The 15,740-nt window shown below is 50.0% G+C and carries 17 protein-coding genes; 9 read left to right on the top strand and 8 right to left on the bottom strand.

What is annotated here, in order from left to right:
* Window positions 1-48: 48 nt before the first annotated feature.
* The 3 genes from AGRI_RS08870 to AGRI_RS08860 form a co-directional block, all read right to left on the bottom strand.
* Complete coding sequence (locus tag AGRI_RS08870; protein ID WP_008984614.1) at window positions 49-1,134, bottom strand: trypsin-like peptidase domain-containing protein; 1,086 nt, start codon at window positions 1,132-1,134, stop codon at window positions 49-51.
* A gap of 90 nt (window positions 1,135-1,224) precedes the next feature.
* Entirely contained in the window at window positions 1,225-2,586 is a 1,362-nt protein-coding gene (locus AGRI_RS08865) for a Do family serine endopeptidase (protein ID WP_008984613.1), read from the bottom strand.
* Window positions 2,587-2,678: 92 nt separating this feature from the next.
* Window positions 2,679-3,119 carry a Z-ring associated ZapG family protein gene (locus AGRI_RS08860; RefSeq protein WP_008984612.1) on the bottom strand — a complete coding sequence of 147 codons (441 nt, stop codon included), beginning with the start codon at window positions 3,117-3,119 and terminating at the stop codon, window positions 2,679-2,681.
* A gap of 123 nt (window positions 3,120-3,242) precedes the next feature.
* Here AGRI_RS08860 and zapE point away from each other — a divergent pair, with 123 nt between their 5' ends.
* The 8 genes from zapE to AGRI_RS08820 all read left to right on the top strand — a co-directional run bounded on the left by zapE (window position 3,243) and on the right by AGRI_RS08820 (window position 9,341).
* A complete protein-coding gene (gene zapE / locus AGRI_RS08855; RefSeq protein WP_008984611.1) occupies window positions 3,243-4,334 on the top strand; it encodes a cell division protein ZapE in 1,092 nt (363 codons plus the stop codon).
* A 187-nt stretch (window positions 4,335-4,521) separates the two neighbouring features.
* Complete coding sequence (gene rplM / locus AGRI_RS08850) at window positions 4,522-4,950, top strand: 50S ribosomal protein L13 (protein WP_008984610.1); 429 nt, start codon at window positions 4,522-4,524, stop codon at window positions 4,948-4,950.
* 12 nt (window positions 4,951-4,962) lie between these two features.
* Complete coding sequence (gene rpsI, locus AGRI_RS08845; RefSeq protein WP_008984609.1) at window positions 4,963-5,355, top strand: 30S ribosomal protein S9; 393 nt, start codon at window positions 4,963-4,965, stop codon at window positions 5,353-5,355.
* Window positions 5,356-5,602: 247 nt separating this feature from the next.
* On the top strand, window positions 5,603-6,193 hold the full coding sequence (gene petA, locus AGRI_RS08840) for a ubiquinol-cytochrome c reductase iron-sulfur subunit (RefSeq protein ID WP_008984608.1): 591 nt from the start codon (window positions 5,603-5,605) through the stop codon (window positions 6,191-6,193).
* Window positions 6,193-7,467: a cytochrome b gene (locus AGRI_RS08835; protein WP_008984607.1), complete on the top strand. Its 1,275-nt coding sequence runs from the start codon at window positions 6,193-6,195 to the stop codon at window positions 7,465-7,467. Before petA ends, AGRI_RS08835 begins: the two co-directional genes overlap by 1 nt.
* 2 nt (window positions 7,468-7,469) lie before the next feature.
* Entirely contained in the window at window positions 7,470-8,204 is a 735-nt protein-coding gene (locus AGRI_RS08830; protein ID WP_008984606.1) for a cytochrome c1, read from the top strand.
* 76 nt (window positions 8,205-8,280) lie between these two features.
* Entirely contained in the window at window positions 8,281-8,919 is a 639-nt protein-coding gene (gene sspA, locus AGRI_RS08825) for a stringent starvation protein SspA (protein WP_008984605.1), read from the top strand.
* An 8-nt stretch (window positions 8,920-8,927) separates the two neighbouring features.
* Window positions 8,928-9,341, top strand: coding sequence for a ClpXP protease specificity-enhancing factor (locus AGRI_RS08820; protein ID WP_040291758.1), 414 nt, complete (start codon window positions 8,928-8,930; stop codon window positions 9,339-9,341).
* A 116-nt stretch (window positions 9,342-9,457) separates the two neighbouring features.
* Here AGRI_RS08820 and ilvY read toward each other — a convergent pair whose 3' ends face one another.
* Window positions 9,458-10,339: an HTH-type transcriptional activator IlvY gene (gene ilvY, locus AGRI_RS08815; protein ID WP_008984603.1), complete on the bottom strand. Its 882-nt coding sequence runs from the start codon at window positions 10,337-10,339 to the stop codon at window positions 9,458-9,460.
* 154 nt (window positions 10,340-10,493) lie between these two features.
* On the opposite strand from ilvY, the gene ilvC reads away from it, so the two are divergent.
* Window positions 10,494-11,975, top strand: a complete 1,482-nt coding sequence (ilvC, locus tag AGRI_RS08810; protein WP_008984602.1) for a ketol-acid reductoisomerase — start codon at window positions 10,494-10,496, stop codon at window positions 11,973-11,975.
* A gap of 128 nt (window positions 11,976-12,103) precedes the next feature.
* Here the strand turns inward: ilvC and AGRI_RS08805 are convergent, their stop codons facing one another.
* From AGRI_RS08805 to nhaD, 4 genes are read right to left on the bottom strand one after another with little or no spacing between them, the layout of a single operon-like run.
* A complete protein-coding gene (locus AGRI_RS08805; RefSeq protein WP_008984601.1) occupies window positions 12,104-12,448 on the bottom strand; it encodes a TraR/DksA family transcriptional regulator in 345 nt (114 codons plus the stop codon).
* Window positions 12,449-12,471: 23 nt separating this feature from the next.
* The gene (locus tag AGRI_RS08800; protein ID WP_008984600.1) at window positions 12,472-13,002 is read right to left on the bottom strand and encodes an NUDIX hydrolase; all 531 of its coding nucleotides are present in this window, start codon (window positions 13,000-13,002) and stop codon (window positions 12,472-12,474) included.
* Between the two features lie 15 nt (window positions 13,003-13,017).
* Entirely contained in the window at window positions 13,018-14,238 is a 1,221-nt protein-coding gene (locus tag AGRI_RS08795) for an MFS transporter (RefSeq protein WP_202800794.1), read from the bottom strand.
* A gap of 3 nt (window positions 14,239-14,241) precedes the next feature.
* Window positions 14,242-15,693, bottom strand: coding sequence for a sodium:proton antiporter NhaD (gene nhaD, locus AGRI_RS08790; RefSeq protein ID WP_008984598.1), 1,452 nt, complete (start codon window positions 15,691-15,693; stop codon window positions 14,242-14,244).
* Between the last annotated feature and the right edge of the window lie 47 nt (window positions 15,694-15,740).

Genomic DNA, 15,740 nt, shown 5'->3' with positions numbered 1-15,740 from the left:
AACCCAGCCACAGTGCTGGGTTTATTTTTGCTCACTGCAATGACAAGCTTAACGCCGGCGTTGTTCGCGCACTATAGTGGGGATGGTCAGCCGTTGGCCGCTGCGATCGATAGTAATGGGCAGTTCAGTATCGGGTGCGGTTTCAGCGATAAAATTCATTGCTTGTTGCATATCGCTAAATTGCTGGCCAGCGATCTCCAGAATAATATCGCCACTCTGTAAGCCGGCGATAGCGGCAGGCCCGCCGGCGACAACCTCGGTCAGCAATAAACCATACAGGGCTTGTCCGGTAGAAAAGAGGCGATCGCCGGCGGCATTAACCACCGCTTCACCGGACACGCCCAGATAGCTGCGCGTGACCCGACCGTATTTAATCAGCTTTTGCATAATATTTCGGGCAAGCTGATAAGGTACAGCAAAGAAAATGCCCTGAATATCCTGATTCTGCACCTGGAACGCGGCCGCATTAATGCCGACCAGTACGCCATTGCTATTAACTAAAGCGCCGCCGGAATTACCTTTATTAATGGCAGCATCCATTCGCATAAAGTCGGGATAACCGCGGGAACTCAGCCCGGTGTTACCGTTAGCACTGATAATGCCCTGGGTAATGGTTTGTCCGAGATTTAACGGGTTACCAATCGCCAGCACTAAGTCACCGACCTGAGGTTCAATAGCCGGATCTTGTGGAATCACCGGTAAGTTATCGGCTTGCACATACAATACTGCCAGATCAGAGAGTTCATCCTGGCCAATCAGCACGGCTTCTAACCAACGGCCATCCTGCAGTGCGACTTCGATATGTTCAGCGCCATAGACCACGTGATAATTGGTCAGGATATAGCCCTCGGCAGACATAATGACGCCAGAGCCTAACTCCTGCCGCTCAATAGTGCGCGGGCGTAATGAGCGGGGATCGACGATGCGGCTGCGGGTATAGACGTTCACTACCGCCGGGCCGGCACGACGCACTGCTCTGTTGTAAGACACCGGGGCGGGTGTTTGCTCTTCGGCGCTATTGGGCGCAAAAGGTAAAGTCACGCCGGTAAGGTTAGGAAAAAACCATACCAGAACAAAAGCCAAAGCCAGGCCATAAGCAATACTTTTTAGCGTAAACAACAAGACAGTGCGCACTATGCTGATTCTATAGCAGAACGGATTGCGCAAGCATAGCATTAAACGCGGGCAGACAGTAGCGCTAAGCTACTGTTGCCCGGTAGGATCTTAACGGATCAGGATATAGAGCAATGTATCGCCACGCTGAATATTAAGCGCCGCAACACCACCGTCGCGTTGCTCCAGCAAACGGCGCAGCTCATTCAGGTTACTGACGCGCTGACGGTTAACGCCAACAATCAGATCGCCCTGGCGCAAGCCAAGCATCGCCGCCCCAGAGTTAGCCTCGACCTCAGTCACTTCGATACCGCGGTCTGTGTTGTTTAGCGTTGCACCCCGTAACATCGGATGTAACTCGGTAGCGGCAACCTGACTGCCAGTGGCTTCCTGTAGTTGCACTTTAATATTGCGCTCCTTGCCATCGCGCAGCACACCCAGCGTAGCCTCGCGGCCTGCGCCCAGTGTTGCAATCTTCGCGCGCAGTTCGTTAAAGCTTTGAATACGGTTACCGTTCATGCTGACAATGACATCACCGGATTGCAGACCGGCTTTAGCGGCAGCACTATCTGGTAATACTTCGCCAACAAAGGCGCCACGGCTAACATTAAGGTTCAGTGCTTTGGTCAGTTCAGCGTTAACGTCATTACCGCGTACGCCCAGACTACCGCGGCGCACTTCACCGAACTCGACAATCTGATCCACCAGGTTTTTCATCATATTGCTGGGAATGGCAAAGCCAATACCAATATTACCGCCATTCGGCCCCAGAATAGCGGTATTGATACCGATCAGCTCACCGCGCAAATTCACCAAGGCGCCACCAGAGTTGCCGCTGTTAATGGCCGCATCGGTTTGAATAAAGTCTTCAAAGGCTTCGCCGCTATTCAGGCCGCTGCGACCCAATGAGCTGATAATACCGGAGGTGACAGTTTGCTCCAGCCCAAAAGGGTTACCAATGGCGATAGCATAATCGCCCACTCTAAGCTTGTCTGAGTCGGCTAAAGGCAACTGTACCAAATCTTTAGCTTCGATTTGCAGCAGGGCAATATCACTATCCGGATCGGCGCCAAGTTTTTTCGCGCTAAAAGTACGGCCATCTTTTAACCGTACCTGGATTTCGGTGGCATCCTGCACCACATGGTTATTGGTAACGATATAGCCCTTGGCGGCGTCAATAATGACGCCAGAGCCCAAACCGCGAAACGGACGCTCTTCGCGCAGTTCACCCGGGCCGCGCTGGCCAAAAAACTGCCGGAAGGCTTCCGGCACCCGCTGCCGTACTTCACGACTGCCGGCCACAGAAATATAAACTACAGCCGGCGTAGCGTTTTCCAGCATCGGCGCCAGGGATGGCATTTCCTGCTGATTATTGTTACTAAAAAATGGCAAGCCCGCCTGCACCGGGGCGGCTGGAGCTAACATCATGGCTGCTAACACTGCAGCGCTAAGCAAAGAAAGTTTTTTATTCATCGCGTAATAGTCTCCTTATACAAGCGTGTGACTAAGAGCTAATAAAGAAAAAAAAGTTCTGAATTGGCGCGCCGAAAAATTGTAAGCCTTTGTTAATCCTCTTTACGCGGGCGTTCTTTAATCAGACCGCTGGCTTCGCCGGAATAATCCCGTGGCTGCTGGTCTGGTACTGAGTGCTGGCGACGGCGTTCGTCTAATTGATGCAGAGATTGCTTAAGCTGACGGCTGGTATCTTCCGAAAAGAAATTAATTTCGTCGCGCTGACTGACCGGCTGCTCGACTAACTGCATTTTCGATTGCTGTACATGTTTGGCAATGCGGGCGTAATTGTCCTGCAGCTGAGTCATCAATTGGTTGGTGGTTTCCAGATGTTCGGACACATCCTGCCGGTATTGCGAGAGCTGTTTACGGCTTTCGTCTAGTTCCAGCTGCAGCTTACTTTGGCTAAACTGCTTAATACTAATCAAACGGCTGATTACGGCACCAACCACCAAGCCAACGACAAACCATACCAGAGACATCGAAAAGTCCATGTTAACTCCTTCAAATGAAAAACTGCGCTTAGTCTACCCTAACTTCTTATGCAAGGTGGTAAGGCATGTTAATATTATGAACCTTAATTCGAGGTTAACCAGCAGAGTTTCAAGTAAAAGCTTATGACACCACTGGAAAAATATCAGCAAGACCTCAAACGTGCTGACTTTCACTATGACGCTGCCCAGGAAGATGCTGTTAAACAGCTGCAGCGCTTGTTTGACGATTACATTAAACGCCCGCAGCATAAACCCAGTTTATGGCAACGGTTAAGCGGTAAAGTGGTATCGCCGCAGCCCTTGCTCGGCTTATACTTCTGGGGTGGTGTGGGGCGCGGGAAAACCTATCTGGTCGATACCTTTTATGAATGTCTGCCTGGCAACCGCAAGCTGCGCGTGCATTTCCACCGTTTTATGCACCGGGTACATGAAGAGTTAAAGCAGCTGAAGGGCGTCAGTGATCCGCTGGAAAAAGTGGCGGATAATTTTAAAGCGCAAACCGACATTATTTGTTTTGATGAGTTTTTTGTCTCCGACATTACCGATGCGATGATTCTGGGCACCCTGATGCAAGCGCTATTTGCCCGAGGCATCACCTTAGTTGCCACTTCCAACATTGAACCGGATGGTTTATATCGGAATGGCTTGCAGCGTGCCCGCTTTTTGCCGGCAATTGAACTGATAAAACGCTACACCAAGGTGGTGAATGTCGACAGCGGCATCGATTACCGGCTACGGACGCTGGAGCAAGCGGAGATTTACCACTATCCGCTGGACGAGCAAGCGGATAAGAACCTGGAGCAGTATTTTCTGGCGCTGTCGGTCGAGCCGCGTCAGCATAAGATCAGCATTAAAGTGGCCAACCGTAAGTTACAAACGCAAGCCGAAGCCGATGGTATCGTTTGGTTCAGCTTTTATGAGCTGTGTGAAACTGCCCGCAGCCAATACGACTATATGGAGCTGAGTAAGCTATATCATACAGTGTTGTTATCAGGTGTGCAGGCGATGGGCCAGCATAACGACGATGTTGCACGGCGCTTTATTGCGCTGGTCGACGAGTTTTACGAGCGGCACGTTAAGTTAATCATTTCGGCTGCGGTTCCGCTGGAGCAGCTGTATCAGGGCGGTTTACTCAGTTTTGAGTTCAAACGTTGTATCAGCCGTCTGCAGGAAATGCAGTCACATGACTATCTGGCAAGTGAGCATTTACCCTAAAAAATTTTTCAGCGAAGACTGCTGATTTCTGCAATTGTTTAAGATATAATCCGCGCCCGGCCAACGTTACAGCCTTTATACTGCCGTTAGCCCGGCAGTTTTTGCATTCGAAGGGGTGCGATAACGACACTGTGCATCAGCCCTGCACTTTGTCAGGTGTAACTTTAGTTATTTTGGAATGAGTTTAATGAAAACTTTTACTGCAAAGCCAGAAAGCGTAAAACGCGACTGGTACGTTGTTGATGCAAACGGCAAAACTTTAGGTCGTATCGCAACTGAAATCGCATCACGTTTACGCGGCAAGCACAAGCCGGAATACACGCCGCACGTTGATACCGGTGATTACATCATCGTGATCAATGCTGAAAAAGTGGCTGTTACTGGTAACAAAGCCCAGGCTAAAATGTATTACTCGCATACCGGTTTCCCAGGTGGTATCAAGGAAATCAACTTCGAGAAACTGATCGCCAAAAAACCTGAAATGGTGCTGGAGTCAGCTATCAAAGGTATGTTGCCAAAAGGCCCACTGGGTCGCGCTATGTTCCGTAAGTTAAAAGTTTACGCTGGCGCAGAGCATCAACATGCTGCTCAGCAACCGCAAGTTTTAGATATTTAATCGGAGCATAACATGGCACAGAATCAATACTACGGAACTGGTCGTCGTAAAAGCTCAACGGCCCGTGTCTTCTTAAAAGCTGGTTCAGGTAATATCGTTGTTAACCAACGTGGCCTGAAAGAGTACTTCGGCCGTGAAACTGCCTGCATGGTAGTTAGACAGCCGTTAGAACTGGTTGAGATGGTAGAAAAGTTTGACCTGTACATCACTGTTAAAGGTGGTGGTATTTCTGGTCAGGCTGGCGCTATCCGTCACGGTATTACCCGTGCGCTGATGGAGTTTGACGAGTCACTGCGTCCAGCTCTGCGTAAAGCCGGTTTCGTAACCCGTGATGCTCGTCAGGTTGAACGTAAGAAAGTGGGTCTGCGTAAAGCACGTAAGCGTCCACAGTACTCGAAGCGTTAAGCTGCACAGTATTGCCAAAGGCCCGGTTTTACCGGGCTTTTTTTTGACCTGCAATTTTCGCTTGCATCATTTTTCCGCGGCACTGTAACGAAAATCAGACTAAGATATTAGGCTTTCGGCTGCCTTAATCCTTGTGCAATGCAAGGCTTTTCATTATGATCGTCAATATTTTTGTAATTATAATAATTGCTGAATTTCAGCCGCTTAATTTTTAATCATTTAAGCGTTTCAATGTGGAGATGAGTGGATGAGCAATGCGCCTGTAGATCATGGTCGCCGTCGCTTCCTAACCATCGCAACCTCTGTTGTGGGGGGCGTTGGTGCCATAGGAGCTGCTGTGCCCTTTATTGCGTCCTGGAATCCGAGTGAAAGGGCCAAGCAAGCCGGTGCTGCTGTTAGTGCAGACATCAGCAAACTCGAAGACGGGCAGTTAATCCGTGTTGAGTGGCGTGGTCGCCCGGTGTGGATTGTAAAACGGACTGAGGAAATGCTGGCCCAGCTGGCTGATACCGAAAACCGGTTACGTGATCCAGGCTCTGAAGAGCCGCAACAACCCGGTTATGCCCAAAATCGTCACCGTTCGATTAAACCGGAAATCTTTGTCGCAGTAGGCATTTGTACCCATCTGGGTTGTTCACCGACTTATCTGCCAAGTGATTTCGCCGCTCAGGTTGAAGGTATCCGCTCTGGTTTCTTCTGTCCGTGTCATGGTTCGCGCTTTGATATGGCCGGCCGGGTATTTCAAAACGTACCGGCACCATCCAACCTGGTCATCCCGCCTTATATGTTTATCGATGATAACACCGTGCTGATCGGTGAAGATGAAGGGGCCGTCTGATGTTTAAAAATCTGATGAGCTGGATTGAGTACCGCTTACCCTTTACGGATAAGATGAATCTGCATGTCATGCAGTATCCGGCACCAAAAAACTTTAACTTCTGGTATTTCTTCGGCTCTTTGGCGATGTTAGTGCTGGTAAACCAAATCGTTACCGGTATTTGGCTGACGATGAGCTATGAGCCTTCAGCTGAAGGCGCTTTTGCCTCTATCGAATACATCATGCGTGATGTCGAATACGGCTGGTTGCTGCGCTATATGCACTCTACCGGTGCTTCTGCCTTCTTTGTTGTTGTATATCTGCATATGCTGCGCGGCATGATGTACGGTTCTTACCAGAAACCACGCGAACTGCTGTGGATTTTCGGTATGCTGATTTTCCTGGTGCTGATGGCTGAAGCCTTTATGGGTTATATGTTGCCTTGGGGGCAGATGTCGTTCTGGGGCGCGCAGGTAATTATCTCGATCTTCGGTGTTATCCCCTTTATCGGTGATGATTTAACACTGTGGATCCGTGGTGACTATGTTATCTCTGGTGCTACCTTAAACCGTTTCTTTGCACTGCACGTTATTGCCCTGCCGCTGGTGCTGGTGATTCTGGTATTCCTGCACATTATGGCGCTGCATGAAGTGGGTTCGAACAATCCGGATGGTATCGACATTAAACGCGATAACGACGGTAGCGTTGAGCTGACTGAGGCCGATAAGAAATTTACCTTCCATCAATATTTCACCCGTGGCGGTAAAAAGGTGATTGTGGATGCCATTCCATTCCACCCGTACTACACAGTAAAAGATTTAGTCGGTGTGGCCGGCTTCCTGTTAGTCTTTGCCTTTGTGATCTTCTTCGTACCTGAGGGCGGCGGTTTCTTCCTTGAGCCACCAAACTTTGAAATTGCTAACCCGATGAAGACCCCAGACCATATTGCGCCGGTTTGGTATTTCACACCGTTCTACGCCATCTTACGGGCAATTCCGGATCCATTATTGGGTGCTATTGCGATGTTTGCTGCGATAATTGCGCTGGCGTTATTACCGTGGATTGACCGTGGCAAGGTGCGTTCTGTGCGTTACCGTTGTGAACTGCACCGCTGGAACCTGGTGATGTTCTGTATCAGTTTCGTTGTATTAGGTGTACTGGGCGTGTTACCAGCAACGCCAACCTATGCGTTACTGTCACAAATCTTCTCATTCACTTACTTCGCGTTCTTCGGTTTGCTGTGGTTATACAGTAAAAATGAGAAAACCAAACCACTGCCAGTGAGGTTAACCTGATGATGAAAAAGTTACTTTCAGCTGTTGCATTGTTAGCGTCGTCGCTGGCAATGGCAGCCGGCCCGAGCATTCCACTGGACAAGGCGCCGATTGATCTGCACGACAAGGCGTCACTGCAAAATGGTGCCAAGCTGTTCCAGAACTATTGTCTGGGCTGTCACCAGATGCAGTATCAACGTTACTCACGTACTTTTAAAGATTTAGGTATTCCGGACGATATCGGCATGGAAAACCTGATGTTTACCGGTGAAAAAGTGGGTGATCATATCACCAACTCGATGCCTGCCGATTACGCGGCCAATTCCTTTGGTGTTTTACCTCCGGATTTGACCAACGTAGCCCGGGTACGTGGTGCAGACTGGTTATATACTTACTTACGGACCTTCTATGTTGATGACAGCCGGCCCTTTGGCGTCAATAACAAAGTATTCCCGTTAGTCGGTATGCCACACGTACTGCAAGAGTTACAGGGTGTACCTTATCAGGCTTATGAAACCCGCCTGGTAGATGGTGAGTCCAAAGAAGTTTATGTCGGTATCCGTACCGATGGTTCAGGTGAATTAAGCCCGGAAGAATATGACCGTGCAGTAGCCGATCTGGTAAACTATATGGTCTATACCGGTGAGCCAAGCAAGCTGGAATCGCATTCACTGGGGATCAAGGTATTGATCTTCCTGTTAATCTTCTTCGTGCTGGCGTACCTGCTGAAGAAAGAATATTGGAAAGATGTTCATTAATCAGCTGATTTAAAATAAGTTATTTTTCGGGGGCCCTAGTGCCCCCTTTGCCGTTTTAACTGAACCGGAGGAATAGATGGCGATCATTGCCAATAAACGCCCTGTGATGACATTATTTTCAGCTGTTGATGATATGTTCAGCCATCAGGTCCGCATTGTGTTAGCGGAGAAAGGCGTCACGGTTGATATTCTTCAGGTAACACCGGACAACGTGCCGGAAGATCTCTATGAAGTAAACCCATACGGCAGTTTGCCGACGCTGTTGGATCGTGAGTTGGCGCTGTATCAAGCCGATATTATTATGGAGTATCTGGACGAGCGCTTTCCGCATCCACCTTTAATGCCGGTATATCCGGTTGCCCGTGGCCAGGCTCGCTTAATGATGTACCGCATCAAGCATGACTGGTACAGCCTCGCAGAGAAAATTCTGCAGGGTGACGACGAAGCGGCGATTGCCCGCCAGGAGTTAAAAGAAGGCCTATTATCGATTGCGCCACTGTTCAGCGAAGCGCCTTTCTTTATGAGTGAGGAATTTGGTTTAGTCGACTGCTATATGGCTGCTCTGCTGTGGCGCTTGCCGTTACTGGGCATAGAGCTAAACGGTACTGGCAGCAAACAGCTAAAGGCCTATATGAACCGGATTTTTGAGCGTGATGCCTTTCAAGCATCGTTGACTGATGCTGAGCGCGAAATCCGTAAGGGGATCCCGCTCTGATGCAAAAGATGACAGCCAACCGCCCTTATTTGTTACGGGCCTTTTATGACTGGATAGTCGATAACAAATGCACACCCTATCTGGTGGTTGATGCAACCTATCCGGCGGTAAAGGTACCGCAGCAATTTGTCCAGAATGGCCAGATTGTGCTGAATATTTTGCCTTCCGCTATTGGCAATTTGCAGTTGGGGAATGATTTAGTCACCTTTAATGCCCGTTTTGGGGGGCAACCTTTTGCACTGTCTATTCCGGTAAAAGCAGTACTGGCAATCTACGCCCGTGAAAACGGCGCCGGTACCGTCTTTACGTTGGAAGAAGACGAAGAGGATGATCAGGATTTTGTTTCTGATGCGGCGCCGGAAGACTTGCCGCCAGAGCCGCCTAAGCCAGGGCGTGGCAGCCACCTGAAAGTTGTGAAGTAATGTAAGTCAATAAAGCCGGGTTTCCCGGCTTTATGCATCTTATCCTGTTAGGTATTTCCAATCTTGTTTTAGCTGCTGCAAAGTTGGCGCGATGCCGGTGTGACCAACATTGGCTGTCAGCTTTTTTGCGCCAGCTGCCAAAAGCTTTTTATCAGCGGTTCCTGCTGCCGCTTTGCCAGCATACAGATCCCCAGGTCAAACGGCTGAAACGGATATTGATGTTCCAACACCCGAACCCGCTCTTTTACCGGGCTATGCTGCAACACCGGATCCGGCACTATGCTGACACCGCTGCCTAATGCCACCATCGAGACCAGGGCTTCGTGGCCATCAACCTTGGCCACCACAGCCGGATTAATATTGCAGTCTTTCAGCCAACGGTCAAAACGACTGCGCGCCGGACCATGCTCGGGCAGGATCAGCGGTATCTCATTCCAGTTTACCTCTGCACCGGCCAGTAAATCATTAACCCGGCACGGGATCACAGGTGCAATCAACCGCACCGGCAGGCTAGCAATGCTTTGAAAGTACATGGTAGTTGGCAGCTGCTCAGGGCGGGCGGCGATAGCAACATCGGCTTCATCCTGCTTAATGCGGTCAATAGCCTGCGCCGCATCACCGGTACTCAGCTGAATTTCTGCCTTTGGGCAGTGCAGGCGAAATTTATCCAGCAGCGCCGGCAGATGGCTATAGCTGGCGGTAACGGTACAGTAAATCCTTAAGGTACCGCTAAGCTCGCTGCTGGCTAGCTGTAAATCCAGTTGCAACTGATGCCATTCATCCAGCCACAGCCTTACAAAGCGTTGAAAGCGGTTGCCTGCCGTGGTCAGTTTCACCGTTCGGTTATCGCGTTCAAATAGGCTGCTGCCGAGCTCTTCTTCCAGCCGTTGGATCACCCGGGTTAGGGTGGAAGGGCTAACAAACATCTGCTCGCTGGTACGGGCATAATTCAGGCTGCTGGCCAGATGTAAAAACAGTTGTGCGCTACGAATATCCATCTTTATTGCAGAATGTGAAATACAGTATTGAAAATATATCACTTCACGCAATAAAAGTCGCGTTATAGACTGCTTTCATCAAAGCAGCGCATCCCTGATGAAAAACCCGCTGCTCCTGTTGGCAACAGCCACAGCACGAATGTTGGAACTGACGATGAGCAATTACTTTAATACCTTAAATTTACGCCAGCAGTTACGCCAGTTAGGCCAATGCCGCTTTATGGACAAAGCTGAGTTCGCTAACGGCTGCAGCTTTATCAAAGATTGGAATATTGTGATCGTCGGTTGTGGCGCGCAGGGCCTGAATCAGGGTCTGAATATGCGCGACTCAGGGTTAAACATCAGCTATGCGCTGCGTGATGAGGCCATCGCCGAAAAGCGGGCTTCGTACCAGAAAGCCAGTAGCAATGGTTTTACTGTCGGCACTTATCAGCAATTAATTCCGGGTGCCGATCTGGTGTTAAACCTGACCCCGGATAAGCAGCATAGCAGCGTAGTGGATGCCATTATGCCGCTAATGAAGCAGGGCGCGACCCTGGCTTACTCGCACGGCTTTAACATTGTCGAAGAGGGTAAGCAGATCCGGCCTGATATTACGGTGATTATGGTGGCCCCTAAGTGTCCTGGCACCGAAGTACGGGAAGAATATAAGCGTGGCTTCGGCGTACCTACCTTAATAGCAGTGCATCCGGAGAACGATCCTAAAGGTCAGGGGCTGGAAATTGCCAAAGCCTACGCTTCAGCGACAGGTGGTGATCGGGCCGGGGTATTGGAGTCGTCCTTTGTTGCCGAAGTAAAATCCGATTTGATGGGCGAGCAGACCATTCTGTGTGGCATGCTGCAAACCGGCGCGATTCTGGCCTTTGACAAGATGGTTGCCGATGGGATGGAAGCCGGTTATGCCGCCAAACTGATTCAGTATGGCTGGGAAACCGTAACCGAAGCCTTAAAGCACGGCGGCATCACCAATATGATGGACCGGCTGAGCAATCCGGCCAAGATTAAAGCCTATGATCTGGCAGAAGAGTTAAAAGGCACCTTACGTCCGCTGTTTGAAAAACATATGGACGACATTATCAGTGGCGAGTTCTCCCGCACTATGATGGCAGACTGGGCTAATGATGATAAAAATCTGCTGACCTGGCGTGAGCAAACCCGTGACTCGGGCTTTGAACAGGCGCCGGTATCCAGCGAGCAGATCAGCGAACAGGAATACTTTGACCGTGGCATCCTGTTGGTGGCGATGGTAAAAGCTGGAGTCGAGCTGGCCTTTGAAACCATGGTCGATGCCGGCATTATCGAAGAGTCGGCTTACTATGAGTCGCTGCACGAAACGCCATTAATTGCGAATACTATCGCCCGTAAGCGCTTGTATGAAATGAACGTGGTGATTTCGGATACGGCGGAGTACGGTAACTACCTGTTTGCCCATGCTGCAGTGCCTTTGCTGCGCGATAAGGTAAATAGTTTAAGCAGTGAATATATCGGTAAGGGTTTAAGCAGCAGTCAGAATGGTGTCGATAACCTGAAGCTGATTGCCGTCAATGAAGCCATCCGCCAGCATCCGGTGGAAGTGGTAGGTAAAAAATTACGCGGCTATATGACAGCAATGAAACGCATTGTTGAGGCAAATTAAGCCAGCGCGCAAAGAATGATGTGGTTACAGGTCGTCAGGCCAGACACAGTGTGCCGCCTGACACCTGACCAATAATGATGTTATACGTGGACCTTGGTTGTTTTGCCCCGCTTGTCGGGGCGTTTTTTTTAATGGTTATCGGCACAATTAAGACAAAAACGACAAGCAGGATTAATATGCAGGCGGGCAGCGTTGATGGATTCGTCGCAATCCTCGCAAAAGCCATATTCGCCAGTATCGATACGCTTTAAAGCTGCGGCTATCTCAAGCAATTGTCGGGTGCGGCGTCTGGCCAGCTCTTGTGCCATAGCTTGTGCCTGCAGCGCATCCATTCTGGAGAGGCGGCCCACACTTTGCTGATCCAGCTGCACGGTGGCACTGCTGTCTAGCGCCTGTACCGCTTCTTGCTGCAGCTTGTGTTGTTCGGTTAACAATTGCTGCTTTAACTGACTGATTTGATTTTTGCTTAACATAGCTTCAGGCTGTTTTGCTGTATTTAGGCGATGCAGCCAGTTAAACACTCCGCCGCGATGGTTTCAAGCAGCAGGGTTTCGCGCACTATGGATAAGCCGGTGGTCGCGGCTTCGCTGGCCATGACGGCTTTATTGTGTGCTATGGCAGCATGGATGTTTACCCAGCGCACCTGCATTCCGTTGGCCTGCTCGTGATCCTCCAGCTGGGGTGTACCAAGCTCGCCTTCGAGCTGGCACAAATAGCAGTATGAGCGCATAAACATCACGTCAATATTATTACGGTACCAAGGTCGGTATTCATCAACCATTCCAAACTCGGAAAGCACGCGAACATGCTGAGCGCCGGTCTCTTCGCCTAATTCGCGTACCAGCGCGTCCTGCAGTGTTTCACCCGCATCAACACCGCCGCCCGGCAGGCTATAATCGTTATAACGGCGGGTATAAAGCAGCAATATTTGCTCACCTTTTAGCACAATGGCGCGGGTAGCGATGCGCTCAGCCATAGTATGCTCAGCTTTTGGCTGAATATGCTTTAAACAGGTTATCAAGCGCATAATGCTCCTTCAATATTAACGGTTGCCAGCAGGCGTGGTGGGGCCAAACGCCTGCCAGGCGCTAAGCGCGGCGAATATGACGCTAAGCGCCAGTAAGGAAAAAAACTGCCTACCGGCGATGCCACTGTCGATAAACAGGCCAAAAACCCATGGCGCGGCAGCAGTGGCCAGCATCATAATAGATGTCGCTAGCGAGCGGATGGCCCCAATATTGGCGATACCATAGACCTCCGCCCATAAAGCACTAAACACTGGATGGGCGCAGCCAATCGCCAGACCTAGCATGGCCATAAACAGCGGTGCCAGCCAGTTACCATTCAGCATGGCCAGTGCAAAGAGTGCCAGACACAGTGGTAGCATTACAAAACGCACTAAGCGCCGTGCGCTAAAGCGATCTACCAGGGCCCCGGCCCACATCGCACTGAGCCAGTGCGTAATGCCGTACAGCACAAAACCTGTCGCTAGCAGAGTGGTAGACCAATTTTTCTCCGTCAGCAAATAGTGCTGTTGAATAAATAAACCGGTAACCATAAAGGGCCCTGCCAGGATGGCCGGTAGAATAAGCCAGAAGCGTTTATCGGCCAATACATGTCGTCGGCTAAGAGCAATGGCTGTCGTGCTTGTCGTCTCGATGTTTACACTCCGTTGTGTAGTCGATTTTTGCAGTAAATACACACTTAACGGGCCATACAACAGCAGTACACTCAGGGCCAACCATAACCAGCTCTGCTGCCAGCCGAAAGTGGCAATCAGCGACACAGCGATAGTCGGCAGTAGCACTTCACCGGCCGGTACGCCGCTGGCAGACACACTTAATGCCTTACCGCGATCGGCCACAAAATAGCGAGCCATCGTAGTTTGTGCAGTGTGCGGCATTAGGCCCTGACCGCACAGCCGTAGTAAAAACAGTGCCATGCCAAATACCATTAAGTTGTCGGCTTTAGATAGCAGCAAACAGGCTGCGACTAAACCACTTGCCACCAGTGCCGTGAAGAGGCCCAGCGGTAGACGGTCAATCTGGCCGCCCAATGCCATTATTAGTAAGCCGCTGCACAGAGTCGCCACAGCATAAATCAAGCCATAATCTGCCGCCGATAAACCGAAACTTTGTTGAAAATCAGCACCGAACCAGCTAATGAAAAACGACTGGCCTAAGTTACCCCAGAATACAGTAGCAAACCCAAAACCCAGCAATGGCCACTGCCGGGTTGTGAAGATCCAGTATGATTTAATCAACTGCTAACCACTGATGCCGAACACACTAAAGCTAGCCTCATTCAGCCATAGATGCGTAAGGACACTGGCGATATAACCAAGCAGAATTACCGGCGCCCATTTTAAATGGCCGGCAAAGGTGTAATACCCTCGAGCCTGGCCCATTAAAGCAACGCCTGCCGCTGACCCTATTGATAACAAGCTTCCGCCAACACCAGCGGTAAGCGTAATTAACAGCCAGTGGCCATGAGACATGTCAGGCTGCATGGTCAGTACGGCGAACATCACCGGTATATTATCGATTACCGCAGAAATTACGCCCAGCGCCACATTCGCCCAGGTGGCATCCCATTGGGTGTAGAGTAAGTCTGACATTTGTGCAAGGTAGCCAATAAAACCCAGTCCACCCACGCACATCACAACGCCGTAGAAAAACAGCAAGGTGTCCCATTCGGCGCGTGAAACCCGGCTAAATACATCAAAGGGTACAACCTGGCCCAAAGCACGGATGCGCTCCATGTCGCCCTCACGCTCGGCCAGTGCTCTTTTTCGCGCCAGTGAGCCTGGTAGCGTGACGCGCAAAAAATAGCCAAAAAATTGTAGATAGCCCAAGCCTGTCATCATGCCCAGAACCGGCGGTAAATGTAGCACCGTATGAAAAGCAACCGCAGTAGCAATAGTAAGCAAAAATAAGGTTAAGATGCGCAGCGCACCGCGCTTAAGCTCAATATCTTCTTCCAGAGCCACCGGTTTACGGTTTTCAACAAAAAAGCCCATAATGATGGCTGGGATTAGATAATTCACCATTGACGGTACAAACAACACTAAAAATTCAGCAAAGTTTAATAGCCCGGCTTGCCACACCATCAAGGTGGTAATATCGCCAAAGGGGCTAAAGGCACCGCCGGCATTTGCCGCTATTACGATATTAATACAGCACAGGTTAATAAATTTTTTATCGCCCTCTGCCACCTTCATCACTACGGCACACATTAACAACGCCGTGGTCAAATTGTCTGCGACCGGTGAGATAAAAAACGACAATATGCCGGTTATCCAAAACAACTGTTTATAACTAAAACCTTTACGCACCATCCAGCTGCGTAGTACATCAAACAGCCGGCGCTCCTCCAGGGCGTTAATGTAGGTCATAGCGACCAGTAAAAACAGCATCAATTCGGCAAACTCAAGCAGGGTGTGGCGAAATGCATCTTCGGATTCTGCCGGCATGCCAGCCTGTACATATTGCCAACCGATCATCGCCCAGATAATGCCTGCTGCAACAAGTACCGGTTTAGATTTGCGTAGGTGTATTTTCTCTTCAAGCATGACCAGCGCATAGGCCAGCACAAAGATGCCAATAGCGATAAAGCCGGTAAGGCTGGCAGTCAGATCCAGGCCGCCAACGGCAGCAAAAGCGCTGGGGGTAAATAGCAGCGCAGCGGTTACGCTAAGCAAAATAATGAAGTTTCGCATGATTAAGTTAACTACTCACGTATGACAAAAACGATAGACCCGGCATT

This window comes from Alishewanella agri BL06 (genome assembly GCF_000272005.1).
GTDB lineage: Bacteria > Pseudomonadota > Gammaproteobacteria > Enterobacterales > Alteromonadaceae > Alishewanella > Alishewanella agri.
Note: the sequence above shows the minus strand (reverse complement) of the source record. Positions and strands in the feature narration are given on the sequence as shown.